General features: G+C 68.1%; 23 protein-coding genes. 10 read left to right on the top strand and 13 right to left on the bottom strand.

What is annotated here, in order from left to right:
- Positions 1–13: 13 nt before the first annotated feature.
- From METUNV2_RS0113000 to fabI, 5 genes are all read right to left on the bottom strand, one after another.
- On the bottom strand, positions 14–1,891 hold the full coding sequence (locus METUNV2_RS0113000; RefSeq protein WP_018229904.1) for an ABC transporter ATP-binding protein: 1,878 nt from the start codon (positions 1,889–1,891) through the stop codon (positions 14–16).
- A 49-nt stretch (positions 1,892–1,940) separates the two neighbouring features.
- Positions 1,941–2,435 (bottom strand): TPM domain-containing protein, encoded by a 495-nt coding sequence (locus METUNV2_RS0112995; protein ID WP_026188142.1) that lies wholly within the window; start codon positions 2,433–2,435, stop codon positions 1,941–1,943.
- Between the two features lie 13 nt (positions 2,436–2,448).
- Complete coding sequence (locus METUNV2_RS0112990; RefSeq protein WP_036271203.1) at positions 2,449–3,303, bottom strand: TPM domain-containing protein; 855 nt, start codon at positions 3,301–3,303, stop codon at positions 2,449–2,451.
- A 3-nt stretch (positions 3,304–3,306) separates the two neighbouring features.
- A complete protein-coding gene (locus METUNV2_RS0112985; RefSeq protein ID WP_026188140.1) occupies positions 3,307–3,921 on the bottom strand; it encodes a LemA family protein in 615 nt (204 codons plus the stop codon).
- A 305-nt stretch (positions 3,922–4,226) separates the two neighbouring features.
- Positions 4,227–5,012: an enoyl-ACP reductase FabI gene (fabI, locus tag METUNV2_RS0112980; RefSeq protein ID WP_018229900.1), complete on the bottom strand. Its 786-nt coding sequence runs from the start codon at positions 5,010–5,012 to the stop codon at positions 4,227–4,229.
- A 100-nt stretch (positions 5,013–5,112) separates the two neighbouring features.
- Between fabI and METUNV2_RS0112975 the strand changes: the two genes are divergently transcribed.
- The 5 genes from METUNV2_RS0112975 (at position 5,113) to fae (ending at position 9,132) form a co-directional block, all read left to right on the top strand.
- Positions 5,113–5,640, top strand: a complete 528-nt coding sequence (locus tag METUNV2_RS0112975; RefSeq protein ID WP_018229899.1) for a ribonuclease HI family protein — start codon at positions 5,113–5,115, stop codon at positions 5,638–5,640.
- A gap of 77 nt (positions 5,641–5,717) precedes the next feature.
- Entirely contained in the window at positions 5,718–7,088 is a 1,371-nt protein-coding gene (locus METUNV2_RS0112970; RefSeq protein ID WP_232415674.1) for a carbohydrate porin, read from the top strand.
- Between the two features lie 69 nt (positions 7,089–7,157).
- The gene (locus tag METUNV2_RS0112965) at positions 7,158–7,637 is read left to right on the top strand and encodes a MarR family winged helix-turn-helix transcriptional regulator (protein WP_018229897.1); all 480 of its coding nucleotides are present in this window, start codon (positions 7,158–7,160) and stop codon (positions 7,635–7,637) included.
- Positions 7,634–8,416, top strand: a complete 783-nt coding sequence (locus tag METUNV2_RS0112960; protein ID WP_018229896.1) for a class I SAM-dependent methyltransferase — start codon at positions 7,634–7,636, stop codon at positions 8,414–8,416. Before METUNV2_RS0112965 ends, METUNV2_RS0112960 begins: the two co-directional genes overlap by 4 nt.
- A 167-nt stretch (positions 8,417–8,583) precedes the next feature.
- Complete coding sequence (gene fae, locus METUNV2_RS0112955; protein ID WP_018229895.1) at positions 8,584–9,132, top strand: formaldehyde-activating enzyme; 549 nt, start codon at positions 8,584–8,586, stop codon at positions 9,130–9,132.
- Positions 9,133–9,234: 102 nt separating this feature from the next.
- Here fae and dinB read toward each other — a convergent pair whose 3' ends face one another.
- From dinB to METUNV2_RS0112940, 3 genes are all read right to left on the bottom strand, one after another.
- A complete protein-coding gene (gene dinB / locus METUNV2_RS0112950; RefSeq protein WP_018229894.1) occupies positions 9,235–10,419 on the bottom strand; it encodes a DNA polymerase IV in 1,185 nt (394 codons plus the stop codon).
- 5 nt (positions 10,420–10,424) lie between these two features.
- The gene (locus tag METUNV2_RS0112945) at positions 10,425–11,576 is read right to left on the bottom strand and encodes a rhomboid family intramembrane serine protease (protein WP_018229893.1); all 1,152 of its coding nucleotides are present in this window, start codon (positions 11,574–11,576) and stop codon (positions 10,425–10,427) included.
- A gap of 63 nt (positions 11,577–11,639) precedes the next feature.
- Positions 11,640–12,563: a LysR family transcriptional regulator gene (locus METUNV2_RS0112940; RefSeq protein ID WP_018229892.1), complete on the bottom strand. Its 924-nt coding sequence runs from the start codon at positions 12,561–12,563 to the stop codon at positions 11,640–11,642.
- A 98-nt stretch (positions 12,564–12,661) separates the two neighbouring features.
- Between METUNV2_RS0112940 and METUNV2_RS0112935 the strand changes: the two genes are divergently transcribed.
- Positions 12,662–13,408, top strand: coding sequence for a sulfite exporter TauE/SafE family protein (locus METUNV2_RS0112935; protein WP_026188139.1), 747 nt, complete (start codon positions 12,662–12,664; stop codon positions 13,406–13,408).
- 51 nt (positions 13,409–13,459) lie between these two features.
- On the opposite strand, the gene METUNV2_RS0112930 is transcribed toward METUNV2_RS0112935, so the two are convergent.
- From METUNV2_RS0112930 to METUNV2_RS0112910, 5 genes are all read right to left on the bottom strand, one after another.
- The gene (locus tag METUNV2_RS0112930; RefSeq protein ID WP_018229890.1) at positions 13,460–14,089 is read right to left on the bottom strand and encodes an LON peptidase substrate-binding domain-containing protein; all 630 of its coding nucleotides are present in this window, start codon (positions 14,087–14,089) and stop codon (positions 13,460–13,462) included.
- 211 nt (positions 14,090–14,300) lie between these two features.
- Positions 14,301–16,343, bottom strand: a complete 2,043-nt coding sequence (locus METUNV2_RS0112925; RefSeq protein ID WP_018229889.1) for a HAMP domain-containing histidine kinase — start codon at positions 16,341–16,343, stop codon at positions 14,301–14,303.
- A complete protein-coding gene (locus METUNV2_RS0112920) occupies positions 16,328–17,725 on the bottom strand; it encodes a sigma-54-dependent transcriptional regulator (RefSeq protein ID WP_018229888.1) in 1,398 nt (465 codons plus the stop codon). Before METUNV2_RS0112920 ends, METUNV2_RS0112925 begins: the two co-directional genes overlap by 16 nt.
- A gap of 203 nt (positions 17,726–17,928) precedes the next feature.
- Positions 17,929–18,066, bottom strand: coding sequence for an MFS transporter small subunit (locus METUNV2_RS0112915; protein ID WP_018229887.1), 138 nt, complete (start codon positions 18,064–18,066; stop codon positions 17,929–17,931).
- 20 nt (positions 18,067–18,086) lie between these two features.
- Positions 18,087–19,496: an L-lactate MFS transporter gene (locus tag METUNV2_RS0112910; protein ID WP_018229886.1), complete on the bottom strand. Its 1,410-nt coding sequence runs from the start codon at positions 19,494–19,496 to the stop codon at positions 18,087–18,089.
- Positions 19,497–19,775: 279 nt separating this feature from the next.
- On the opposite strand from METUNV2_RS0112910, the gene METUNV2_RS0112905 reads away from it, so the two are divergent.
- Genes METUNV2_RS0112905 through METUNV2_RS0112890 form a run of 4 tightly spaced genes read left to right on the top strand, consistent with a single transcriptional unit; the run spans position 19,776 to position 26,393 of the window.
- Positions 19,776–21,965 carry an ABC transporter substrate-binding protein gene (locus tag METUNV2_RS0112905; protein WP_018229885.1) on the top strand — a complete coding sequence of 730 codons (2,190 nt, stop codon included), beginning with the start codon at positions 19,776–19,778 and terminating at the stop codon, positions 21,963–21,965.
- A complete protein-coding gene (locus tag METUNV2_RS0112900) occupies positions 21,962–22,939 on the top strand; it encodes an ABC transporter permease (protein ID WP_018229884.1) in 978 nt (325 codons plus the stop codon). Before METUNV2_RS0112905 ends, METUNV2_RS0112900 begins: the two co-directional genes overlap by 4 nt.
- A complete protein-coding gene (locus tag METUNV2_RS0112895) occupies positions 22,939–24,399 on the top strand; it encodes an ABC transporter permease (RefSeq protein ID WP_018229883.1) in 1,461 nt (486 codons plus the stop codon). Before METUNV2_RS0112900 ends, METUNV2_RS0112895 begins: the two co-directional genes overlap by 1 nt.
- Positions 24,360–26,393 (top strand): ABC transporter ATP-binding protein, encoded by a 2,034-nt coding sequence (locus tag METUNV2_RS0112890; RefSeq protein ID WP_018229882.1) that lies wholly within the window; start codon positions 24,360–24,362, stop codon positions 26,391–26,393. Before METUNV2_RS0112895 ends, METUNV2_RS0112890 begins: the two co-directional genes overlap by 40 nt.
- Positions 26,394–26,432: the final 39 nt, after the last annotated feature.

The raw sequence follows: 26,432 nt of genomic DNA, 5'->3' as shown, positions 1-26,432 counted from the left end.
CGCCGGGCCCCGCTCAGACCGTTTCCGCCCGTACCGCCAGCGTTTCGTCCACGTCCGCCGCCAGAAAGCCGCCGCTCTGGTGCGACCACAGCCGTGCGTACAGACCGCCGTGTGCCAGCAGGCTGCGGTGGTCGCCTTCTTCGACGATGCGGCCGCGGTCCATCACGATGAGCCGGTCCATCGCGGCGATGGTGGACAGCCGGTGGGCGATGGCGACTACGGTCTTGCCTTCCATCAGCCGGTAAAGACTGTCCTGTATCGCGGCTTCCACCTCTGAATCGAGTGCGCTGGTCGCTTCGTCCAGCAGCAGGATGGGCGCGTCCTTCAGCATCACCCGTGCGATCGCGATGCGCTGGCGCTGGCCACCGGACAGTTTCACGCCGCGTTCGCCGACGTGGGCGTCGTAGCCACTGCGGCCCTTGGGGTCGACCAGGCTCATGACGAACTCGTGTGCTTCGGCCCGCTTCGCTGCGGCCACCATGTCGGCGTCGGTCGCGTCCGGTCGGCCGTACAGGATGTTGTCGCGTACCGAGCGGTGCAGCAGCGAGGTGTCCTGGGTCACCATGCCGATCTGCGCGCGCAGGCTGTCTTGCGTGGCGCTGGCGATGTCCTGCCCGTCGATCAGGATGCGGCCTGACGGCAGGTCGTGGAAGCGCAGCAGCAGGTTGATCAGCGTGGTCTTGCCGGCGCCGGATCGCCCGACCACGCCGATCTTCTCACCCGGCCGGATGTGCAGCGTGAGCCGGTCGATCACGGCGCCGCCGTCTGGGTTGCGCGGCTTTTCGTAGTTGAAGGTGACGTCCTCGATCCGGATGTCGCCGTGCGTGACCCGCAGCGGCTGCGCGTCCGGCCGGTCGACCACCGCGTGCGCGCGCGATAGCGTGTTGATGCCGTCGCGCACGGTGCCGATCTGTTCGAACAGCGACGCCAGTTCCCACATTACCCAGTGCGAAATGCCGTTCAGCCGCAGCGCCATCGCGGTCGCCGCCGCCACCGCGCCGATGCCCACCTGGCCGTGGGTCCACAGCCACAGCGTCATGCCGGCAGTGGAGGCGATCAGCCCCATGCTCAGCATGTGGTTCACCACTTCGAAGCCGCTCACCAGCCGGAACTGTGCCTGCACCGGCCGCATGAATTCGCGCATCGCCTCGCGCGCATAGTTCGCCTCCCGTGCGGTGTGGGAAAACAGCTTCACGGTCGCGATATTGGTGTAGGCGTCGGTGATGCGGCCGGTCATCAGCGAGCGCGCATCGGCCTGTGACTGCGCGACTGCGCCCAGTCGTGGCACGAAATAGAACATGGCGCCGACATACAGCGCGAGCCAGCCGCCGAAGGGCAGCAGCAGCGCGAGATCGAAGCCGCCGACCACGCTCACCATGGTGACGAAGTAGATGATGATGAACACCAGGATGTCGGCCACGATCATCCAGGTGTCGCGCACCGCCAGCGCGGTCTGCATCACCTTGGCGGCAACCCGGCCGGCGAATTCGTCCTGATAGAAGCTCATGCTCTGGCCGAGCATGTGGCGGTGGAAGTTCCAGCGCAGCCGCATCGGAAAACTGCCGGCCAGCGCCTGGTGCTTCAGCAGCGTCTGCAGCGCGATCACCAGCGGGCTCACCAGCAGGATGACCGCCAGCAGCGTGAGCGTGCCGCCTTCCCGCTCCCACAGTCTCGCCGGCTCGATCTTGCCCAGCCAGTCCACGATGTCGCCCAGCATCGCGAACAGCAGCGCCTCGAACACGCCGATGGCCGCGGTGCACAGCGTCATGACCGCGATATAGCCCCGCAGGCCGCGGGTGCATGACCACAGGAAGGGGAACAACCCGTGCGGCGGCACCGGCGGTGTGCCTTCGGGATAGGGGTCGATCCGGTTTTCGAAATACTTGAGCAAGAGAGATCTCCGCGTGCGGCGCGGGCGCGATCATCGTCGGCCGGCCACCTTACAGGACAAGCACACGGTCCGGCAGTTCGTTGTGTTTCGCGTCCGCGGACGGGAAGTGGCGGGTCAGTTCGTCCGTGATGGCGGCCACCGCCTGCAGCAGCCCGTCGCGGAATTCCCCCTGCGCGAGCCGGATTTCCAGCTGCCGGCACAGGTCCGCCCAGCGCGCGTCGGGTACCCGCGCCCGGATGCCGCGGTCGACCACGATTTCGATGTCGTGATCGGCCATCAGCAGATAGATGAGCACGCCGCTGTTGTGTCCGGTGTCCCAGATGCGCAGTGCGGAGAACAGTTCGACCGCGCGTTCTCGGCCGGTCTGGCCGCGCAGCACCGCGTGCGGATGCAGCGCGTGTTCCACCACCACCCGCAGTTCGCCGGCATGGCGCGCCTCGCTGGCTTCGATCGCCAGTTCGATCGCTTCCAGCGCCGCAGGCGGCAGCGCGCGTCGCGTGCGCCAGGCGAAGGCGCACAGATGTCTGAAAAGACGCTGAATCATGTCGTCACCGATGTCACCATCGCCCGGAAGCGCCACCGCCGCCGAAGCCGCCGCCTCCGCCACTGAAGCCGCCTCCGCCTCCACCGCCGCCGTAGCCGCCTCCCCAGCCTCCGCCGCCGATGCCGCGCCCGCCGCCGAACAGCGTGATGAACAGCGCGACGATGCCGGCGAAGATGGCGACCGGCAGCATGCCGATCACGATCCAGGCGATGAAGCCGACCACGCCGCCGGTGGCCAGTGCGCCCGGCAGCCGGCCCAGCATTGCGCGCAGCACGCCGCCCAGGCCGAAAGCGACCACCAGCAGCAGCGGTGCGTACTGTTCCAGCCCGCCTGCATCGGCCGATGACGCGCGCGCGGGCGGCGGCAGCGGCTCGCCTTCGATCAGCCGCATCATGCGATCGACGCCGGCACGGATGCCGCCGGCGTAGTCACCTTCGCGCAGGCGCGGCACGATCACGTCGGACACGATGCGCTTGGCCGCGATATCGGTCAGCACGCCTTCCAGGCCGTAGCCCACCTCGATACGCAGCGCCCGGTCGTTCTTCGCGACCAGCAGCAGCGCGCCGTCGTCCACGCCCTTGCGACCCAGCTTCCACGCCTCGGCCACGCGCAGCGCGTACTGTTCAACCGTTTCGGGGGCGGTGCTGGGTACGATCAGCACCGCGATCTGGCTGCCGCGCAATGCCTCGAAATCGGCCAGCATGCGGTCCAGCGCCGCCACGTCGGCCGGTGTCAGCGTGCCGGTCTGGTCACTCACGCGGGCAACCGGCGGCACTGCCACCTCCGCCCGTGCGGAGAAACCGGTCAGCAGCAGTGCGAACAGCAGCAGCGCACCGAAAAAGCTGCGCAGTGCGTGCAATCGATTCATCGCTTACTGGGCAGGCCGGGGCGCGGCGCCGCCGAAGTCGACCTTGGGCGCGCGCGAGATTTCCGCCTCGTTCTCGACCGTGAAGCCCGGCTTCACCTGATGGCCGAACACCATGGCGGTCAGATTGCTCGGGAAGGAGCGCACGGTCACGTTGTAGTCCTGCACCGCCTTGATGTAACGGTTGCGGGCCACCGCGATGCGGTTCTCGGTGCCTTCGAGCTGGGCCTGCAGGTCGCGGAAGTTCTGGTCCGACTTCAGCTGCGGGTAGTTTTCGGTCACCACCAGCAGCCGCGACAGCGCGCCGCCCAGTTCGCCCTGCGCCGCCTGGAAGCGCTGGAAGGCCTGCGGGTCATTGATCAGTTCGGGCGTGGCCTGGATGGCGCCCACCTTCGCGCGTGCTTCGGTCACGCGGGTGAGCACCTCTTTCTCCTGCTCGGCGAAGCCCTTGACGGTGTTCACCAGATTGGGAATCAGGTCGGCGCGCCGCTGGTACTGGTTCAGCACCTCGGCCCAGGCCGCCTTGACCTGTTCGTCACCCGACTGCAGCGTGTTGTAACCGCAGCCGGACAGCAGCGTGACGGTGAGAAGAGCGAGCAACGACATCCAGAGCCTGCGCATTTCCTGCCTCCATTGAACTTCGGAACGCGTTCGAAGATGGGGGCGCTGGCCCCCGGATGCAAGAAGGATACAGGCCGGATGTGACGCTGCGGCCGCCGCAGGCGTTGCCAGGTGTTTCTGCGCCGGCAGCGCGCGCGCAGGCGGTTCGGCGGGCGACCGGGCGCTGGATCGAGGTCGCGGGGCAGCAGAGCGTGAGCGCGGTGCAGGCTTACCGGTGGCAGGACCGCAACGAAAACGGCCCATCCGGGCGGCAGACACCGCCTGGATGGGCCGTTGGCAGCGGGTGTGCCGGTCTGGCGCGAAACTCAGTCCACCGCGCCCAGCGCGGTCTGGCTGAAACCGGCGTCTACATAGGTGACTTCGCCGGTCACGCCGCTGGCCAGGTCGGACAGGAGGAAGGCGGCGACATTGCCGACTTCCTGAATGGTGACGTTGCGGCGGAGCGGAGCGACCTTTTCGTTGTAGGCCAGCAGCTTGCCGAAATTGCCGATGCCGGAGGCAGCCAGGGTCTTGATCGGGCCGGCCGACACCGCATTCGCGCGGATGCCCTGCGGGCCGAGGCTGGCTGCGAGGTAGCGCACCGATGCTTCCAGACTGGCCTTGGCCAGACCCATGATGTTGTAGTTGGGCAGTGCGCGCACCGCACCCAGATACGACAGCGTGAGCACCGAGCCGTTGCGGCCCTGCATCATCGGGCGCGCGGCCTTGGCCAGCGCCGGGAAGCTGTAGGCGCTCACTTCGTGGGCGGTGCGGAAGGCTTCGCGCGACAGGCCGTCGAGGAAGTCGCCGTCCAGCGCTTCGCCCGGCGCGAACGCGATCGAGTGCACCAGGCCGTCGAGGCCGTCCCACTTGGTCGCCAGCTGGTCGAACAGGGCAGTGATCTGGGCGTCGTCGGCCACATCACAGGGAAACACCAGCGAAGAACCGAAATCCGCCGCCATCTTGCTCACGCGATCCGTGAAGCGCTCGTTCTGATAGGTGAAGGCCAGTTCCGCGCCTTCGCGGTGGCAGGCCTGCGCGATGCCATAGGCGATGGAACGGTTGGACAGCAGTCCGGTGATCAGAATCTTCTTGCCGGCGAGAAAGCCCATGTAAGGTCTCCAGTATTCCGGCGTTCGGCCGGTTGGGGGAGGGCGGATTATAGGGGAAGCCGGCCCGGCCGCCACGCGGACCGGCAGCCTGCGCCGCTGCGTGGCACCATCGCGCTTTGCCCGCGCCCGCCTCACCGTGTCACTGCCCCCCGAATCCGACGATTCCGACTGCTGGCTGCTGTGGTTCGACGGCTGCGCCTGGCCCAATCCCGGGCGGCTCGGTCTGGGCGCGCTCATCGTGGCACCGGACGGCCGGCGCATCGAACTGTCGCAGGCCGGCAGCCGTCACGGCTGCAACAACGAAGCCGAGCTGGAGGCGCTGCGCATCGCCCTCGAGCGCGCCCGCGCCGAAGGCGCGCGCCGGCTGCAGGTGATCGGCGACAGCGATGTCGTGCTGCGCCATCTGGGTGGCGACAGGCGAGCCACGGTCGAGCCGTTGTGCAGCCAGCTGCAGGCGGTGGCGGCGACGCTGGCCGGTTTCGACCGGATCGAGCTCAGATGGGTGCCGCGCCACCGCAACCGCGACGCCGACCGGCTGTCGCGCGCGGCACTCGGTCTGCCCGACAAGCCGGCGCCGGTACCCGGTCGCGGCCGGCCACGACGCCGGCGGGTTGCCGATCCGGTCTGAGCGCAACGCCGGCGGGCTCGCACGCCTGCAATGCAGATGAAGGATGTTTGCCCGGCTTGGCGCAGCACCTTTTCCGGATGGACCTGACTGGAGAGATGGACGTGTTATCGACGGTGTTTCCGGCGAGCCGGCTGCGGCTCGCGTTTTTCGCGTTCTGCGCGCTCGCAGGCGGCCGCACGGCGGTGGCGGAGTCGCCACAGTACGAAGCGTGGACCGCCCGCTTCCAGGCCACTTACGGCTGGCAGGTCAAGCCGCGCATGGAGGCCGACTACAGCGGCCCGAAAAGCCTGCTCGCCGCGCGCGAGCGCAGCTACACCGCCACTGCGACCGGCTATTTCGGCCTGCGGCCGTGGCAGGGCGGCGAGCTTTACCTGAATCCGGAAATCACGCAGGGCGTGCCGTTTTCCGGGCTGGACGGCTCGGCTGCCTTCACCAACGGCGAACTGACGCGCACCGCCGGGCATTCGCCCAAGCTCTACCGGCAGCGTCTTTTCCTGCGCCAGACCTGGGGACTGGGGGGCGGCGACGAGCAGGTCGAAGCCGATCTGAACCAGATGGCCGGTACGGTGGATCGCAACCGGGTGGTGCTGACGGCCGGCAATTTTTCGGTGCTCGACGTGTTTGACGACAACGCCTACGCCAAGGACCCGCGCGTGCATTTCATGAACGCCGGCTTCATGGCGCCGCTGGCCTACGACTACGCAGCCGATGCGCGCGGCTTTGGCTGGGGTGCGGCGATCGAGTGGTACCAGGACGACTGGGTGCTGCGGCTGGGCCGCATGACCGGCCCGAAGCGGCCCAACGAACTGCCGGTCGATTACCGCATCCTGCGCCACTACGGCGACCAGATCGAGGTCGAGCATGCGCACACGCTGGACGGCCGCCCGGGCCGTGTGCGTCTGCTCGGCTGGCGCAACCGCGCGGTGCTGGCGAGCTTCGACGATGCGCTGCAGGCGCTGCGCGCCAATCCGGGCGGCGATCCGCAGACCATTTTTGCGGTGCGCAGTGGCGAGAAGACCAAATACGGTTTCGGCGTGAATGTGGAACAGGCGCTGTCCGACCACGTGGGCCTGTTCTTTCGCGGCATGAAGGCCGACGGCCGCAGCGAAACCTTTGCCTTCACCGAAACCGATGCTTCGCTGGCCGGTGGCCTGGCGGTCAATGGCGGCCTGTGGGGGCGCGGGCTGGATACGCTGGGCGTGGGTTACGTCCGCAACATGCTGTCGCGCGAGCGTCGCCGCTATCTCGAAGCGGGCGGCATTTCCTTTTTCCTCGGCGATGGCGCGCTCGACTACCGGCCGGAACAGGTGTTCGAAACCTATTACAGCCTCAGCCTGTGGTCACGCACCTTCGTCACCGCCGACTACCAGCGCATGTGGAATCCGGGCTACAACGCCGACCGCGGTCCGGCGACCTTCTACGCGCTCCGGCTGCACACCGAGTTCTGATCCGCAGTGCATTCGTGTCCGCCGGCATTCGGCCTTGAAATTGCATTACTGCTAATGTAATTTGCGCACATGGATACGAAAGAACCCGGCCTGGGCGAATTGCTGCGCCATGTCGGCGAACTGGTCGAACAGGGGGCCGACGCGCACTACCGCACGATGAAGCTGCCGATGCAGACGCCTTACCGCGCGCGCTACACGCCGGTGCTGCGCGCGCTGCACGCCGGGGCCGGCACGGTGACCGACATTACCGCGCGCACCCGACTGACCCAGGGGGCGATCAGCCAGACCGTGGCCCTGCTGGAAGCAGACGGGCTGCTTGAACGCCATGCCCTGCAGGACGGACGCAAGAGCGGCATCGGGCTCACGGCGGCGGGGGCTGCGCTGGTCGAACAGCTGGAGCGGCACTGGGCGGCCACCTTCTCCGCCATCGAGGGGCTGGAGGATGAAATCGGCCACCCGCTGCGACAGATACTGGATGCCGCGGCCCGGGCGCTCGAACGTGAAGGGTTTTCCGCCCGCCTTGCAGCGGCCAGGGGCGACGCGCGATGAATGATGAAAATGCAGCCGGAAAGCCGCAGCCGGGTGAGGGCGTCCGCAACTGGTTTGACCGGGGCGGACGGGCTTACGCCCGATTCCGGCCGGACTATCCGCCGGCACTGGCGGCCTTTCTCGCCTCGGTGGCGCCGGACACCCGGCTGGCGGTCGATGTCGGCTGTGGCAACGGTCAGCTCACGCAGCTGCTGGCGCCTCATTTCGACGCGGTGCTCGGGCTGGACCCCAGCGCCGATCAGATCGAGCATGCCCAGCCCGGCGAGCGCTTGCGCTACCAGTGCGCGCCGGCCGAGCGGCTGCCGCTGGCTGACCGCAGTGTCGGCCTGATGACCGCCGCCCAGGCAGCGCACTGGTTCGATCTGCCGGCCTTCTACCGGGAGGTGCGGCGGGTGGCGGTGCCGGGCGCCGTGATCGCGCTGATCAGCTACGGTGTGCTCAGGCTGGAGCCGGCACTGGATGCGCGCTTTCAGCGCTTCTACCGCGACGAGATCGGGCCTTACTGGCCGCCCGAGCGCGCGCTGGTCGATGGCGGCTATGCCACGCTCGATTTCCCGTTCGACGAGATGCAGGCCCCCGCCCTCGAAATCCACGTCGATTGGCCGCTGGATGGCCTGCTCGGTTATCTGCTGACCTGGTCCTCGGTCAGGGCGGCGCGCGAGGCGGGCCACGAACAGCTCCTGCTGGATTTCGCCCGCGACATCACTGCGCTCTGGGGGAATGCCGACACGCCTCGCACTCTCGTGTGGCCGCTGAACATGCGGGTCGGGGTGGTGTGAGCGGCTGACGCCAGCCGGTTTCAGGGTGGGCGTCCGCGGCGGTGTGACGAAAGGTTAGGTTTGTTTAGTGAATCAAAGTTGTATTATGTGAAACCTTGGTTTCACATCGTCCTGCGCACGGGGGTGCGCAGAACGCCTTCACGAACGACAACACAGGAGACCCCGCCATGTCCGAACGCATCGTTTTCCGCAGTGGTGAAGCACTGGTTGCCGGTGGCCCTCCGGGCACCGCGGCCGAACCCGAAGTCATCATCGGCGAACTGGATGGCCCGGTCGGTACCGCGCTGGCCACGCTGACCGGCGATCAGGTGAAGGGTCACACCCGCGTGTTCGCCATCCTGAACACCGACATCCAGGTGCGCCCGCTGACGCTGATGGTGAGCAAGGTGACGGTGAAGGACGAGCGCTACACCAACATCCTGATGGGCACGGTGCAGGCCGCCATCGCCAACGGCGTGCTGGACGCGGTGCGCGCCGGTGACATCCCGAAAGAGAAGGCGAACGACCTCGGCATCATCGTGTCGGTGTGGCTGAACCCGATGGTGAGCACCGCCAAGGATCTGGACCACAAGATCCTGTTCGACATCCACCGTCAGGCCATGGCCAAGGCGATCAAGAAGGCGATGAACAACCAGCCGGACATCGACTGGCTGCTGGAAAACCAGGACAAGATCACCCACAAGTACTACCAGATGGGCCTGGACGGAAAGATCTGATCCGCTGCGCAGGCGATTCGGGGTGCGGATCGCCTGCAGGGACAGGGTCGATGTCCGTCGCCTGCCTGGCAGGCGACACCGCCGCGGTGTGCAGCGCCCGCTTCAGAACGGCAGCGCGAGCTGCCCTTCTTCCGGCCCGGCCGGCACTTCGGCAGCCTGATCGGCCGGCAGCAGATGGCCGGCGCGCACGCCCAGCAGGCGGAAGCGTCGGTCCAGCGGCATGCGTTTCAGGCACAGCCCGGCATGCCGGCGGATGACCGCGGCGTCTGCGGTGCAGGCATCCATCGTCAGTTCGCGGGTGACGATGCGGAAGTCGTCCTGCCTCAGTTTCACGCCCACCGATTTCGCCACCACGCCCTTGCGTTTGAGGTCGTCGGCCAGCCGCTCGCACAGCCGGGTGAACAGGGCGCCCAGTTCTTCGCGGTCGTGCTTCGCGTGCAGATCGCGTTCGAAGGTGGTTTCGCGGCTGATCGATTTCGGGTCGCGGCTGTAGCTCAGTGGCCGGTCATCGCGGCCGTGCGCCGCCTCGGTCAGCCAGCCGCCGTAGCTGCGCCCGAAACGTTCGATCAGCCCCTGCGGGTCGGCGGCCGCCAGGTCGCCGATGGTGCGCAGGCCCAGTTCGTCCAGTTTCGCGTTCGCCTTCGGGCCGATGCCATTGATCCGTTTCGCCGGCAGCGGCCAGATGCGGGCCGCGATGTCGGCTTCGGTGATCACCGTGAGGCCGCGCGGCTTTTCCAGATCGGAGCAGATTTTCGACAGCAGCTTGTTCGGCGACAGCCCGATCGAGCAGCTGAGGCCGGTCGCCGCCTGCACCGCCTGCTGGATGCGCGCGGCGATCGCCCTGACGCCGCCGTGCGGGTCGTCACCGGCGGCGTCCTGCGCACCCGGCAGCTCGGTCAGTTCGAAATAGATTTCGTCGATGCCGCGGTCGTCGATCTGCGCCACGTGTTCCAGCACTGCCTGCTTGAACAGCCGCGACATGCGCTTGTATTCGTCGAAATCGGTCGGCAGCAGCACCGCGTCGGGCGCCAGCGCGGCGGCCTTCATCAGGCCGATGCCCGAATGCACGCCGAAGGCGCGCGCCTCGTAGGTGGCGGTCGTTGCCACGCCGCGGCCGGCGTAGTCGCGCAGCCGCGCGAAGCGGCGCGTGCCGTCCGCCTGCAGCACCGGCTGGTGCCGGCTGCCGCCGCCCACCACCACCGGCTGGCCGCGCAGTTCCGGGTAGCGCAGCAGTTCGACCGACGCGAAGAAGGCGTCCATGTCGAGGTGGGCGATCCAGCGGCGCATGGAGGTCAGCGATTGCGGGGCGGGGCAGGGCGCGTCGGTAACGGGGAGGGCGGCGCCGAACCGGCCCGGCTGGCGGCCTCAAGCGCATCGCGCACCGCCGCCATGTCGTGCGCGCGCAGGCCGTCGACCAGCGCGCGCGAGGCATCGCGCCGCGCTTCGGCGTACTGGCGCAGTGCGCTCAGCGTCGGCGCCGACGGGGCGGACGGGCTCAGCTGCAGCTCGCTCAGGTCGTCAAAGCCCTGCTGGTAGGGGGCGGCGATTTCGCTCTCGATGCGGCCGGCCAGTTCGTCGAAGCTGGCGCCGGTACGTTGCGCATCGCCGATCAGTGTCTGCCAGCGGCGCACCAGCTGACGGTCCTGGCCGATGAAGTCGCTGATTTCACCGCGCGCCATCACCTCCTCGCTCCAGCGGTAGCGCGGTGCCGGGATGGCAATGATGAGCACCGCAATCAGTGCGACCAGCGCGCTGCCGGCCAGCCACTGCCCGTGCGACGCCAGCGGCTGGCGATAGCGGCCGAGCAGGGTGTCGGCATCAAGCGGCCGCACCAGCGCCGCGCCTGCCAGCAGGCCGGCGATGAATCCGCCGATGTGGGCGCCGTTGTCGATGCCCGGAATATTCAGTCCGAGCACGATGGTGATGGCCGCGAACAGCCCAGCGCCCCAGAACAGTCGCACGAATTCGCGCCGTTCCAGCGTGTCGCGCTGCTGCCAGAGAAAGGCCAGCAGCGCGCCATATACGCCGAAGATGGCGCCCGACGCGCCGCCGGATACCGCGCGGTCGCCCTGCGCGATCAGCGACAGCAGATTGCCGGTCAGGCCGCTCAGCACATAGATCGCGGCAAAGCGCAGCGGGCCGAACATGCGCTCGACCAGCCGGCCGCCGTCGAACAGCGAGGCCATGTTCATGCCCAGGTGCAGCAGGCCGAAGTGCAGGAACATCGCGCTGCCCAGCCGCCACCACTGCCCGTCCTTGGTGGCCGGGCCGAAGTTGGCGCCCCAGGCGAGCTGCACGCCGTTCTGCGAATGCCAGAGCCCGGCGCCGCCGGCCAGCATGGCGGCGAATACCGCAAGGTTCAGCGCGATCAGCACGAAAGTGACCGGAATGCGCGGGCGGCGCGCAGTGAGCTGATCGATGAGGGGGAGCGGTGCGGCGGTCACGGATGAAGGCGTGTAGTCGGATGCAGCGGGTGCGAGGTTAGCACCCGCCGGCGGGTCGGACCGCTACCAGGCGGTTGCGGTTTCGCCGTCGGCCGTGCGCTGTGCCGCAAAGCGCGCTGCGAGAAAGTCGGCGAAGGCGCGCACCCGGGCCGATTGCCGGTGGTGCGGCGGCCAGACCGCGTGGATGTCGGCCGCCGCGCCCACCCAGGGCGCCAGCACCCTCACCAGCCGGCCGTCGCGCAGCAGCGGCGCCACGTCCCATTCCGAACGCAGCACGATGCCGTGGCCGTCCAGTGCCCAGTCGGCGGCCACTTCGCCGTGGTTGGCACCGAGCGGGCCGCTCACCTTCACCCGCACTTCGCGTGTGCCGTCGGACAGCGTCCAGATATTGAAGGCGTCGTCGTTCTCGCGGATGACTATGCAGCGGTGGTCGCGCAGCGCCTGCGGCGATTCCGGCTGGCCGTGCGCCGCGATGTAGGCCGGCGCCGCCACCAGCAGGCGGCGGTTGCCGGCGATGCGCTGCGCGTGCACCCGGCTGTCCGGCGGCGGGCCGAAGCGGATGGCCAGGTCGAGGCCGTGCTGTTCGAGGTCCAGCGGGCGGTCGGTCAGCTGCAGCACCACCTCGACGTCCGGCCACTGCCGCACGAAATCGGACACCGCCGGCGCGACATGGCGTCGGCCGAAGCCGAACGAGGCGTTGATGCGCAGCAGCCCGGCCGGCTGGTCGCCGCGGGCGGACAGACCGCGCTCCAGCGCTTCGATGTCGCGCAGGATACGTTCGCCGTCCTGCAGGTAGCGCTCGCCTTCCGGCGTCAGGCTGAGCCGGCGGGTGGTGCGGTTGAGCAGCCGCACGCCCAGCCGTGTTTCCAGTGCAGCCAGACGCCGGCTCACCGCGGGCGGTGTCACGCCCAGTTGCTGGGCCGCGGCCACCAGACTGGGCTGGCGGGCGAGGGTGGCGAAGAACAGCAGATCGGCGGCATCTTTCATTGATGATCTTTATCTCAATGATCGCTTGAATTGATGATCATTGTAGTTCTCTGTCGACCGCCTAGCATCCGGGGTTTCGTCCTGCCGGGTTGATGGCCATGTCTGTATCCGATCTTGTGTACACGCTGCCGCTCGGTGCCGCGCTCGGCTTTTTCGGCGGCCTGTTCGGCATCGGCGGTGGCGTGATCGCGATTCCGCTGCTCGGCCTCGCGTTCGGCATGGACCAGGCGCTGGCCCAGGGCACCGCGCTGGTCATGATGGTGCCCAATCTGGTGATCGGCTGGTGGCGCTACCAGCAGCGTCATCCGGTGCCCTGGCGCCGGGTGGTGGCGCTGGCTGCGGTGGCGACTGCCACCACTGCGGTGACCGCGCATTTCGCCGCGCGGCTCGATCCGGCGGTGCTGCGGGCGCTGTTCGGCCTGTTCATGAGCGCGCTGGCGCTGTCGCTGCTGTGGCGGGTGCGTGCCGCGTCCGAGGTGCAGCAGCCCGGGCGGCGCGAGGGGCTGATTCCACTGGTCGGCCTGGTCGGTGGCAGCAGCATGGGCTTGCTGGGTGTCGGCGGTGGCCTGCTGGCTGCGCCTCTGTTCGTGCGCCTGTTCCGCCAGCGGCAGACGGTGGCGCAGAGCCTGGCACTGGCTCTGGTCACGCCGAGCGCCGCGGTGGCGCTCGCCACCTATGCCCAGGCGCAGCGGGTGGATTGGGCGATGGGGCTGCCGATGGCACTGGGCGGCCTGCTCACCGTGTCGGCTGGCGTCGCCGTCGCCCACCGGCTGCCGGAAGCGCGCATGCGCACGCTGTTCGCGCTCCTGCTGCTGGCGACCGGTGTCTGGATGCTGCTGCGCTGACGCAGTGCATGAGCGCCTTCGCGGTGTTCAGGATCTGCGCCAGACCCGGCTTCAGCGCCGACCGAACTCGCTCCGGTCCAGCAGGTCGCCGACCAGTTCCAGGCGCAGCAGCGGGTCGCGCATTTCCATCAGGCGCTGGCGGTCGTCGCCGTCCAGTGGCAGCAGTTCGCACCAGCGGTTGGCCACCCAGCCCGCGTCGTCCAGCCGCCGCGTGTCGTCCGCCGGCCAGATGTCGGTCGCGCGCAGCAGGTCCATCAGTTTCACCAGATTGCCGGCGACATACGCCAGTTCCGGCGGCAGCGGGCAGGGCGCGTCCGCCGGGATGTCCTCGATATCGGCCATCCACAGACCGTGCGGCGTCTGCGCCTGCGCGGTGATGCGGAAGCGGGTGCTGCCGCGGGTGACGATTTCGTACAGCCCGGGCTGGGGCTGGGCGAAGGATTCGATGCGCGCCCGGGTACCGATCGCGTGAAAGCGCTCGGTCGCGCCCTCGCCCGCGCGCCGGACTTCACTGCCTTCGATCAGCGACACGACGCCGAATTCGCGGCCGGCGCGGTGGCACTTCTTGATCATGTCCAGATAGCGCACCTCGAAGATGCGCAAGGGCAGCCGGCCGTCCGGAAACAGCACGGTGCCGAGCGGGAACAGAGGAAGGGCGTGTTCGGTGAGCGGAGTGTTCATCGAGAGGTCTGCCGGTCAGCGAGCTGGGGGCTGCGCATCCGGTCGACACCGGACGCTGCGGCGATGCGGGTGCCGATGTGTGCGGGGCCGGACCGCCACGCGGCGGGCGGCAAGGTCGATCGGTGGCGGCAGGTGGCAAGTGTGCATGGCATGAAGAGGCGGAAACCGAATGGACAGACCGACGCACGCGACGGAGGTTCGCGCGTACCGGTCAGGCCGGCAGGCGTACGGTGAAGGTGCTGCCCGCGCCCGGCCTGCTGTCCACCCGTATGCTGCCACCGTAGCGCGCCACCAGCGTGTAGCTGATGGACAGGCCCAGCCCGGTGCCCTTGCCGTGCTTGGTGGTGAAGAACGCGTCGAACACGCGGGCCAGATGTTCCGGCGCGATGCCGCAGCCGTCGTCGCGCACCACGATGTCCACGCCGTGCCGAGGCTGCCCGTCCTCGTCGATGTCCGACCAGTCCGCGCTCTCTATCATCAGCGTGCCCTTGCCCTTCATTGCGTGCGTGGCATTGGTGAACAGGTTGATCAGCACCTGCTGCAGTTCGCCACGGTTGATGCGGACCTGCGACTGTGCGCCGCGGACATGGGTTACCGCGATGCCGCCGTCCTTCATCAGGTGGCGTACCAGCAGCAGCGAATCGGCGATGGCCTCGTCGACCTCTATCGGCTGCACATAGCCGGAGAATTCCTCCGGGCTGGCGAACTGCAGCAGTTTGGCGACGATGGTATGGATGCGCACGATCTGTTCGTCGATCAGCGCCAGTTCGCCGGTCACCGGCGCTGCGCGTTCGCCCAGCAGGTCGCGCAGCAGATCGAGATTGCCCTGGATCACTGCCACCGGATTATTGATCTCGTGCGCGACGCCGGCGGTTATCTGGCCGATGGCGGCCAGTTTCTCGGTCAGCGCGAGCTGGCGCTGGGCGGCCTTGAGTGCCTCGTTGGCGCGCGCCAGTTCGGCGGTGCGCTCGACCACCTTGCGGTCCAGTTCGTCGCCCCAGTCCTTCAGTTCGCGGTTCTGCCTGCGCACGGTGTCGAGCAGGTGGTCGAGGCTGTGCGCGAGGTCGGCGATCTCGTCGCAGGCAGGATGGGGCGCGGTGCGTGCGTCCAGATCGCCGCCTTCGAAACGGCTCATCGTGTGGCCCATGTCCTCGATCGGCCGGTAGATGGTACGTGCGACCCGCGACGACAGCAGCACGCCGGCCACGCACACCAGCGCGCACAGCGCGACCACTACCGCGATGGCGGTGTGCTTGGCATGACGGAACGGCGCTTCCAGATAGCCCACGTAGAGCATGCCGATGCGCTGGCGCTTGCCATCGACCACCGGCCGGTAGCCGGATACATACCAGTCGTGCACGACGAAGGCGCGGTCCAGCCAGGTGTGGCCGGCACCGAGCACGCTGTCGCGCACTTCCTTCGACACGCGGGTGCCGAGCGCGCGGCGGTCGCCGAACAGCCGCACATTGGTGGCGATGCGCACGTCGTCGATGAACAGGGTGGCGGTGCCGTCGCTGCCGGCGGGCAGCGAGCCGGCCGGGTAGACCACGCCATTGAGCGTGTCGATGAAATCGAGATTGCGGTTCAGCAGCACGCCGCCTTCGAGCACGGCGAGCAGCCGGCCGCTGCCGTCACGCACCGGCACTGCGGTATGGATCACCATGCCGCGCGTATCCATGCTGTGGTCGACCGGTGCCGCGTTCGGTGTGGGCACCAGTTCGGTCCGCGCGCGCTCGGCCAGCGCCGGAGCCAGCGCGGCCAGTTCGTCGGCGCTGTAAACCTCCAGCGTGGTGGCGCTGCCCTGTCGTTCGGCGGTGGCTGCCACTCTGCGCAGCCGCGCATCGGGGCGGGCGGTCTGCAGCGAGGACACGCGCAGCCCGCCCTGCGCGTCCATCAGGTTCAGGAAATCCAGCTTCAGCGCCGACTGGCGCTCGACCAGCAGCGCGCGCAGCGCGTCGTCATTGCCGGTGCCGACCGCATTCACCAGCGCGTACGAGGCGCCGAGGTTGGCGACGTCCAGGCCGACGTGGTCGACCACGCGCGAAAAGTACTGGTCGGCGACGGCGAGGTCGCTGGCCACCTTGGAGGTGAGCAGGCGGTCGTAGTAGCCCACGCCCCAGTAGGAAGCCAGCATGAGCAGCAGCGGCAGCACCGCGACGAAGGGCAGCAGCGCAATGCTGAGCAGCTTGCCGCGTACCGATGCGTGGTGCGGCAGCAGCCGGTGGCGTGGCCGATCGCTCAGGACAGCCCCCACAGCGCGAACTTGCGGTCCAGCGTCTTGCGGGCCACGCCGAGGCGGCGGGCGGCTTCGGTCTTGTTGCCGCCGACCGCGTCGAGCACGCGCAGGATGTGCGTCTTCTCCACCGCGTCCAGCGACATGTCGCCGCCGATGTCCGGCGCGCTGGCGGTGCCGCGGAAGAACACGTCGGGGAAGCTGCCGAGGATGAGCCAGCGTTCGATCACGTTGCGCAGTTCGCGCACATTGCCCGGCCAGTGGTGCGAGCGCAGCGCGACGATGTGTTCGGGCTGCAGCTGCGGCGCGGTCAGGCCCAGCGGGCCGGCGAGCTGGCGCACGAAGCGTTCGGCCAGTGCGGGGACGTCTTCAAGCCGTTCGCGCAGCGGCGGCATGTGCAGCGGGATCACGTTCAGCCGGTAGTACAGATCCTCGCGGAAGCTGCCCTGGCGGACCGCCTGTTCGAGGTCACGATTGGTCGCGGCGATGATGCGTACATCGACCGGAATCTCGCGTTCGGCGCCGACCGGGCGCAGCCGGCGTTCTTCCAGCACGCGCAGCAGTTTCACCTGCATCGCGGCCGGCAGCTCGCCCACTTCGTCGAGGAAGAGCGTGCCGCCGCCGGCGTAGAAGAACAGGCCTTCGCGTGACGAGGCAGCGCCGCTGAAGGCACCCTTCACGTGGCCGAACAGTTCGCTCTCGATGATGTCCGGTGCCACCGCGCCGCAGTTGATCGGCACGAAGTGGCCACTCGCGCGCGGGCTCAGCCGGTGCAGCGCGCGGGCGACCACCTCTTTGCCGGTACCGGATTCCCCGGTGATGAGTACCGTGGTCTGCACGCCGGCCAGCCGGTGCAGCGCGTCGCGTATCGGCTGCAGTGCGGCCGACTGGCCGATCAGGCCCGCGAGCATGTCCTGCTCGGGGTCGCCGCGATCGCCCAGCTCGCGTTTCAGTATGAAGTTTTCGCGCCGCAGCCGCGCGTCGTCGAAACAGCGGGCGATGGCATTGAGCAGCTGGTTGATGCGGAAAGGCTTGAGCAGGAAGTCGGCAACCCCGGCGCGCAGCGCACTGATCGCCGTTTCCAGGTCGGCGAAGGCGGTGATCAGGATGATGTCGCCGTACAGCCCCTGTTCGCGCATCTGTCTGGCCCAGCTGACGCCGGTACCGTCCGGCAGCGTGTTGTCCAGGATGACGAGGTCGAAGGGGCGCTGCGTGATCAGTGCGCCGGCCTCTTCCAGCGAAGCGGCTGTCCTGACCTCGCGGCAGCGGCCTTCCAGAGAGCGCTGCAGGAAGTTGCGCATGCCCGGCTCATCGTCCACCACCAGAATGGAGCGGTGCGGCCAGGCGCCGAAGGCGTCCCGGGCATCGCCCGCCGTGGCAGGGGCTGGAGGCTGTGGATTCATGAAGTCTGCTGACTGACCTTTCGTCGTAGGCGCGTCGGCGGCGATGTGTCCGCCGATGTTGTTGCGCCGGATGCGGAGGGGCCCGGACGAACGCAATCGGAAACACCCGGCAGGCCTTAAGGCCGCCGAGTGTTTCCGATTGCGGGCGCTTTGTCCATCCGCCACCGGCGCGGAGCAGGTGGCGGATGGCGGGGCGGGCCGGGTCAGCCGAACAGGGCCATGGCCTTCTGCAGCGTGGACCACACGCCCCACGACAGCGGAATGCCCACGCCGAGCCAGAACACGGCGATGGCGAGCGGAGAGGTGGGGGTGACGGCGGTATGAGCAGTGACGGTGTTCATGGTTATCTCCTGTATCGGGTTCAGCGGGCGCCGGCGGGTTGCAGCGTGGCGGACGGCGACTGGCGGGCGGCGCCGTCCTTGTCCCCGTCGCCGAGCATGTGGTGGCGTTCATCGACTGCCCGCACGCCCAGATTGCAGAAGAAGCCGACCACCAGCAGGCCGGCCATGATGTACATGGTGACCGTGTAGGCATCGCCTTTCGCGACCCCCTGGTCGATCTGGTATTCGCGGATGTAATTCACCAGCACCGGCCCGAGTACGCCGGCCGTGGCCCAGGCGGTGAGCAGCCGGCCATGGATGCCGCCGACGAATTTCGTGCCGAAGATGTCCGCCAGATAGGCCGGGATGGTCGAGAAGCCACCGCCGTACATGCTGATGATGAGCGCGTACAGCACGACGAACAGACCGACATTGCCCATGTGGCCCATGGTGGGCACGCAGGCATAGAGCACGGCGCCCACGGCAAAGAACACGAAGTAGGTGTTCTTGCGACCGAGGTAGTCCGACGCCGAGGACCAGAACAGCCGGCCGCCCATGTTGAACAGGCTGAGCAGGCCGACGAAACCGGCGGCCGCGGCGGCGTTCACCGAGTCCCTGAACATTTCCTGGATCATGACCGAGGCCTGCCCCAGCACGCCGATGCCGGCGGTCACGTTCAGGCACAGCGCCAGCCACAGCAGATAGAACTGCGGCGTCTTCATCGCCTGGTCGATATGCACGTGATTGCGCGTGATGAGCTTGTTCTTCGCCGGTGGCGGCGTCCAGCCCTCGGGCAGCCAGCCTTCGCGCGGAATGCGGATGGTGAGCGCGCCCAGGGTCATCGAGATGAAGTACAGCACCCCCATCACGACGAAGGTTTCGGTGATGCCCACCGAGCCCGGCGTGCTGAAGTGGTTCATCAGGAACACCGACAGTGGCGCGCCTATCATCGCGCCGCCGCCGAAGCCCATGATGGCCAGACCGGTCGCCAGGCCGCGGCGGTCGGGGAACCACTTGATCAGCGTCGATACCGGCGACACATAGCCCAGTCCGAGCCCGATGCCGCCGAGTACGCCGTAGCCGAGATAGAGCAGCCAGATCTGGTGCGTGGCCACGCCGACCGCCGACACCAGGAAACCGCCGCCGAAGCAGGCGGCCGCCAGCAGCATGGTGACGCGCGGGCCGACCTTTTCCAGCCACTTGCCGCCGAAGGCAGCGGACAGGCCGAGGAACACGATGGCCAGGCTGAAGATCCAGCCCAGCGTGGTGAGCTTCCAGTCGTCCGGCGCCGATTCGGTGACGCCGATCACCTTGGTGAGCGGACCGTTGAACACGCTGAACGCGTAGGCCTGCCCGATACAGAGATGCACGGCCAGTGCGGCCGGCGGAACCATCCAGCGATTGAATCCGGGACGCGCGACGATGGCGTCCTTGGAAAGGAAGTGGGACATGCGTTCTCCTCCGTTGTTGTAGACGCGATGCGGCACGGATGAGCAGCATCGCCTTGCGGCATCCGCCCTGTCTGAAGGCGTCGCCGCAAGACGGACAGCAACTGGCATACCAGTTCCGGTGAGGTGTTCAGGTGTTTGAAAGAAAAGGGTTTTGTCGCTGAAGGCGCGGGCGGGTCAGGACAAAATGACGCGCGTCGGACAAAACGCTGCGGTGGCCCGGAGCCTTCCGGCTTCAGCCGGTTCACAGCGCAATGCGAACTGCCCCTAGAATCGCGCCTCATGACTTCATCGCGCTTCTTCGCCCGTTCCGCATGCCGGCTGGCCATGGCGCTGTGCGTATCGGGCCTGGCGTGGGCACTGTCCGGTTGCGGCGAGGTGTGGAACGACCCCTATCCGGCGGCCGAGCGCGGGCAGAACATCCTGTACACCGCCTTCACCGACCGGCCCAAGCATCTCGACCCTGTGCAGTCGTACAGCGAGAACGAAATCACCTTCACTGCGCAGATCTACCAGGCGCCGCTGCAGTACCACTACCTGAAGCGCCCGTTCGAACTGATTCCGGCCACCGCCGAAGCGATTCCGGTGCCGCGTTTCTACGACGCCGCAGGCCGCGAACTGCCGGCCAACGCGCCGGCGGCGGACATCGCCGAATCGGTCTATGAAATCCGCATCCGGCCCGGCATCCGCTACCAGCCGCATCCGGCGCTGGCGCGCGACGAGGCCGGGCATTACCTGTATCACGAGGGCGGGCCGGGCGAGCGGCGCACGCTCTACGACTTCGAGCGCACCGGCACGCGCGAGCTGGAGGCGGACGACTACGCCTACCAGATCAGGCGGCTGGCCCACCCGGCGCTGCATTCGCCGGTGTTCGGGCTGATGAGCGACTACATCGTCGGCCTCAAGGAATACGGCGACACGCTGAAGGCGGCGGCGAAGTCTCTGCCGCCCGGCCAGTGGCTGGACCTGCGCCAGTACGACCTGCCGGGCGTCGAGGTGGTGGACCGCCACACCTACCGCATCCGCCTGAAGGGCAAGTACCCGCAGTTCCTGTACTGGCTCACCATGCCTTTCTTCGCGCCGGTGCCGTGGGAAGCCGACCGCTTCCACAGCCAGCCGGGCATGGCCGAGCGCAATCTGACGCTGGACTGGTATCCGATCGGCACCGGTCCCTACATGCTGAGCCAGAACGACCCGAATGCGCGCATGGTGCTCACGCGCAACCCGCACTTCAGCGGCGAAACCTACCCGTGCGAGGGCGAGCCGGGCGATCGCGAAGCCGGCCTGCTGGCCGACTGCGGCAAGCCGCTGCCGCTGACCGACCAGGTCGTGTTCATGCGCGAGAAGGAGCAGATTCCGTACTGGAACAAGTTCCTGCAGGGCTATTACGACGCCTCCGGCATCAGTTCCGATTCCTTCGACCAGGCGGTGCAGTTCGGCCAGAGCGGCGAGGTGAGCCTGAGCGACGACATGAAGGCGCAGGGCATCGATCTGCAGACCTCGGTGTCCACCTCCACCATGTATATGGGCTTCAATATGGCCGACCCGCTGGTGGGCGGGCTGGGCGAGCGCGGACGCAAGCTGCGTCAGGCCATCGGCATCGCGCTCGATCAGGAGGAATTCATTTCCATCTTCCTGAATGGCCGCGGCCTGCCGGCGCAGTCGCCACTGCCGCCGGGCATTTTCGGACACCGCGACGGCCGCGACGGCGTGAACGGCTACATGTATGACTGGGTCGACGGCCAGCCGCAGCGCAAGTCCATCGACGTGGCGAAGAAGCTGCTGGCCGAAGCGGGCTGGCCGGACGGCCGCGACGCGAAAACCGGCGAGCCGCTGGTGATCAATCTGGACACCACCGGCACCGGGCTGGGCAGCAAGGCGCGCATCGACTGGCTCACCAAGCAGTTCGACAGGCTGGGCGTGCAGCTGGTGGTGCGCAGCACCGACTACAACCGCTTCCAGGACAAGATACGCAAGGGCGCCGCCCAGCTCTTCTTCTGGGGCTGGAACGCCGACTACCCGGATCCGGAGAACTTCCTGTTCCTGCTCTACGGTCCGCAGTCCAAGGTGAAGGCGCAGGGCGAGAACGCGTCGAACTACGAGAACGCGGAATTCGACCGTCTGTTCGAGCGCATGAAGGCGATGGAAAACGGGCCGGAGCGGCAGGCGGTGCTCGACCGCATGCTGGACATCCTGCGTCACGACGCGCCCTGGGTGTGGGGCTTCCATCCCAAGAGCTACGGGCTGGAACACAGCTGGGTGCATAACCGCAAGCCGTCGAACGTCGCCAACAACACGATGAAATACACCCGGGTCGATCCGGCGTTGCGCGACGCGAAGCGCGCCGAATGGAACCGGCCGGTGCGCTGGCCGCTGTTCGCCTTCGCCGCGCTGCTGCTGGCGCTGGTGTGGCCGGCCTGGCGGCACTGGAAACGCTCGGAACAGGCGCGCGCGGTGGAGGGGCAGGCATGATCGCCTACATCGTCCGCCGGCTGCTCTATGCCCTTCCCATCCTGATCGGGGTGAATCTGATCACCTTCGTGCTCTTCTTTGTCGTGAACTCGCCGGACGACATGGCGCGCATGCAGCTGGGCGCCAAGCGGGTGACGCCGGAAGCGATCGAGAAATGGAAGGCCGAACGCGGCTACGACCGGCCGCTGGTATGGAATGCCGAGGCGCCCGGACTGGCGAAGGCGACCGACACCATCCTGTTCGACAAGTCGGTGCGCATGTTCGCCTTCGACTTCGGGCGTGCCGACGACGGCCGCGACATCGCGCTGGAAATCCGCAGCCGCATGGGGCCCAGCCTCGCGATCGCGCTGCCCACCTTCCTGCTCGGCCTGTTCGTCACCGTCAGTTTCGCGCTGCTGCTGGTGTTCTTCCGCCACACCGCACTCGACGTGGGCGGTGTCGTGCTGTGCGTGGTGGCGATGTCGATTTCCGGTCTGTTCTACATCATCGGCGGCCAGTATCTGGTGAGCAAGGTGTGGAATCTGGTGCCGATTTCCGGTTACGCGCCCGGGCTGGACGCCGCACGCTTCCTCATCCTGCCGGTGCTGATCAGCGTGATCGGCGGCATCGGTTCGTCGGCGCGCTGGTACCGCACGCTCTTTCTGGAAGAGATCAACAAGGACTACGTGCGCACCGCCCGCGCCAAGGGGCTGTCGGAACTGCGGGTGCTGTTCCGCCACGTGCTGAAGAACGCCATGATCCCCATCCTGACCGGCGTGGTGGTGGTCATCCCGATGCTGTTCATGGGTTCGCTGCTGCTGGAAAGCTTCTTCGGCATCCCCGGACTGGGCAGCTACACGATAGACGCGATCAATGCGCAGGACTTCGCGGTGGTGCGCTCCATGGTGTTCATCGGATCGGTGCTCTACATCGTCGGGCTGCTGCTGACCGACATTTCGTACACGCTGGTCGACCCACGGGTGAGGCTGAACTGATGGCCGACCTTTTCGGTGTGAAACCGGTCTTCCTGTGGTCCGACATCCTGCTGTGGTCGCTGCTGGCCGGCTGCGTGCTGCTGGCGTTCTACTGCCGCCGGCACGATTACCTGCGCCGTGCCTGGCGGCGGGTCGGCGAGTCGTCGGCGGCGATGGCGTCGGCCACGCTGCTCACCGCCTTCATCGCGGTCGGCCTGCTCGATTCGCTGCATTACCAGCCGCGCCTGCCGGCGAAGGAGGGCAGCACCGAAGTGCAGTACGCCCCCGAGGTGCTGTCGGCGCTCGATGCGCTGCTGGCCGACCTCAGGCTCAAGAAGGAAAAGACCTACTCCGCGCCGCTGGCCACCCACGCCTTCGCCAAGGAAACGGTGGAACGCGACGGCGTGCAGACCCGCGACTTTCCGCGGCTGCAGCACGCCGGCCGGCATCTGGAAGACCTCGCGCAGCACCGCGATGACCTGATCGCCCGCGCCGCGGCCGGGGCCTTCCGCGGCGCGCTGCTGTGGGCGGCGTTCACCGGCATCGTGGTCGGGCTGATCGCGCTGTCGCACCGCACGCGCTATGCCGACACCTGTCGCGCGGTGTGGCGTCCGGCGCTTTCCGCCAGCCGGCCGGTGGCCTGGCGGGCGGTGCTGCTGACCGCAGCCGTGCTGTGCGTCGCTGGCGGCGTGATGGCCGGCTGGGCCGACGGCTATCACGTGTTCGGCACCGACAAGGTGGGGCAGGACGTGCTCTACCTGTCGCTGAAGTCGGTGCGCACCGCGCTGCTGATCGGCACGCTCACCACGCTGGTCACGCTGCCGCTGTCGATCGCGCTCGGGCTGATCGCCGGCTTCCGCGGCGGCTGGTGGGACGACGCCATCCAGTACCTCTACACGGTGCTGAACTCGATACCCGGCGTGCTGCTGATCGCCGCCATGGTGCTCATGATGCAGGTGGTGATCGACACCCATCCGGAGTGGTTCGAAACCGCCGCCGAGCGCGCCGACGCGCGGCTGCTGGCGCTGTGCTTCATCCTCGGCCTGACCTCATGGACCGGCCTGTGCCGGCTGCTGCGCGCCGAAACGCTGAAGCTGCGCGAACTCGATTACGTGCAGGCGGCGCGCGCCTTCGGCGTCGCCGACACGCGCATCATGGCGCGCCACCTGCTGCCCAATCTGATGCACATCGTGCTGATCGCGCTGGTGATGGATTTCTCCGGCCTGGTGCTGTCGGAGGCGGTGCTGTCCTACATCGGCATCGGCGTGGACAGCACCCAGAACAGCTTCGGCACCATGATCAACGCCGCGCGCCTCGAACTGTCGCGCGAGCCGGTGGTGTGGTGGTCGCTGGCCGCCGCCTTCGTGCTCATGCTGGCGCTGGTGCTGGCCGCCAACCTGTTCGCCGACGCGGTGCGCGACGCCTTCGATCCGCGCTTCCAGTGGCGGGCGCGCCGCATGCCGAGGAGGGCTGCCGCATGAACGCGCCGCTGCTCGAAGTGCGCGGGCTCACCGCCGAACTCGATACGCCGGCCGGCATCGCGCGCGCAGTCGACGCGCTGGACCTCGACCTGCAGGCCGGCGAAACGCTGGCGCTGCTGGGCGAATCCGGCTGCGGCAAATCGATGACTGCCGCCGCGCTGATGCGTCTGCTGCCGGACGTGGGCTATCTCGCCGCCGGCAGCGTGCGCCTGTCCGGCCGCGAACTGACCGGGCTGACCGAGGCGCAGATGCGCGAGGCGCGCGGCCGCGACATGGCGATGATTTTCCAGGAGCCGGGCACCAGCCTGAATCCGGTGCTCACCGTGATGCAGCAGATCGGCGAGGTACTGGCCGTGCATCGCGGCCTGCGCGGCGCGCCGGCGCGTGCCCGGGCGCGCGAACTGCTGGCGGCGGTCGGCATTCCGGACGCCGCGCGCCGGCTCGACGAATACCCCTTCCAGTTCTCCGGCGGCATGAAGCAGCGGGTCATGATCGCGATGGCGCTGGCCGGCGAACCGAAGCTGCTGATCGCCGACGAGCCGACCACCGCGCTGGACGTGACCATACAGGCGCAGGTGCTGGACGTGCTGGCCGCGCTGCAGCGCGAACGCGCGATGTCCATGCTGCTGATCACCCACGACCTCGGGGTGGTGGCGCGCATGGCGCACCAGGTGGGCGTCATGTACGCCGGTCAGCTGATCGAGCGCGCACCCCGCGCGGCCTTTTTTGCGCGGCCGGCGCATCCGTATTCGCAGCTGCTGTTCGCCGCGCTGCCGGACACCGCGCGCCGCACCGGCGTCGCCACCGAACTCGCGACGATTCCCGGCTCCGTACCGCCGCTCACCACCTATTTCCGCGGCTGCCGCTTCGCCGACCGCTGCCCGCGGGCCTGGGCACGCTGCAGCGAGGAGCTGCCGGACTGGCACGACGCCGGTGAGGCGCACCGGGTGCGCTGCCATCTCCATGACCCGGCAGAAGCCGCACGTCTCGCACAGCAGGCCGGGGCTGAGGGCGCACGCGCAGCGGTGGCCGCGGCCGAAGCCGGCGAGCCGCTGCTCGAGGTGCGCGAGCTGAAGGTTCACTTCCCGATCCGGCGCGGCATCCTGCAGCGTACGGTGGGCCATGTGCGGGCGGTCGATGGCGTGTCGCTCGACATCCGTGCCGGCCGCACGCTGGCACTGGTCGGCGAATCCGGCTGCGGCAAGACCACCGCCGGCAAGGCGCTGCTGAAACTGATCGACGCCACCGCCGGCACGATCACGCTGGGCGGCGTCGATCTGGGCCGCGCCCGCGGTGACCAGTTGCGGGCGCTGCGCGCCCAGGTGCAGATGGTGTTCCAGGACCCCTACGGTTCGCTGAATCCGCGCATGCGGGTGGGTGAAATCATCGCCGAAGGCATGAACACGCTGGGCCGGCCGGGCGATGTGGCAGCGCTGCTGAGCCAGGTCGGGCTGCGGCCGGACATGGCCGACCGCTATCCGCACGAGTTCTCCGGCGGCCAGCGCCAGCGCATCGCGATCGCGCGTGCGCTGGCGGTGCAGCCGCGGCTCATCGTGTGCGACGAACCGACCTCGGCGCTCGACGTGTCGGTGCAGGCGCAGATCCTGAACCTGCTCGGGCGGCTGCAGCGCGAACTGGGTCTGGCCTATCTGTTCATCACCCACAACATCGCGGTGGTCGAGCACCTCGCGCACGACGTGGCGGTCATGTATCTGGGCCGGATCGTCGAGAGCGGGCCGGTGGACCAGGTGCTGCGCGCACCGCGCCACCCCTACACCCGCGCGCTGCTGTCCGCGGTGCCGCGTATCGATGGCGTGATGCACGCACAGAAGCTGGCGGGCGACCTGCCTTCACCGGCGAATCCGCCGTCCGGCTGTGCCTTTCACCCGCGCTGCCCGAAGGCCGGGGCGCGCTGCCGCAGCGAAATGCCGCCGCTCGAAGCGACCGGAAGCGGGGCTGGGCAGAGGGTGGCCTGCTGGTTCCCGGAAGGCTGAATGTCCGGGCGGGCGGTCAGCGCAGGATCTGCACCTGCG

Source organism: Methyloversatilis universalis EHg5, from assembly GCF_000378945.1.
Taxonomy (GTDB): domain Bacteria; phylum Pseudomonadota; class Gammaproteobacteria; order Burkholderiales; family Rhodocyclaceae; genus Methyloversatilis; species Methyloversatilis universalis_A.
The sequence above is the reverse complement of the archived record's forward strand: the minus strand, read 5'-3'. Positions and strand labels throughout refer to the sequence as shown.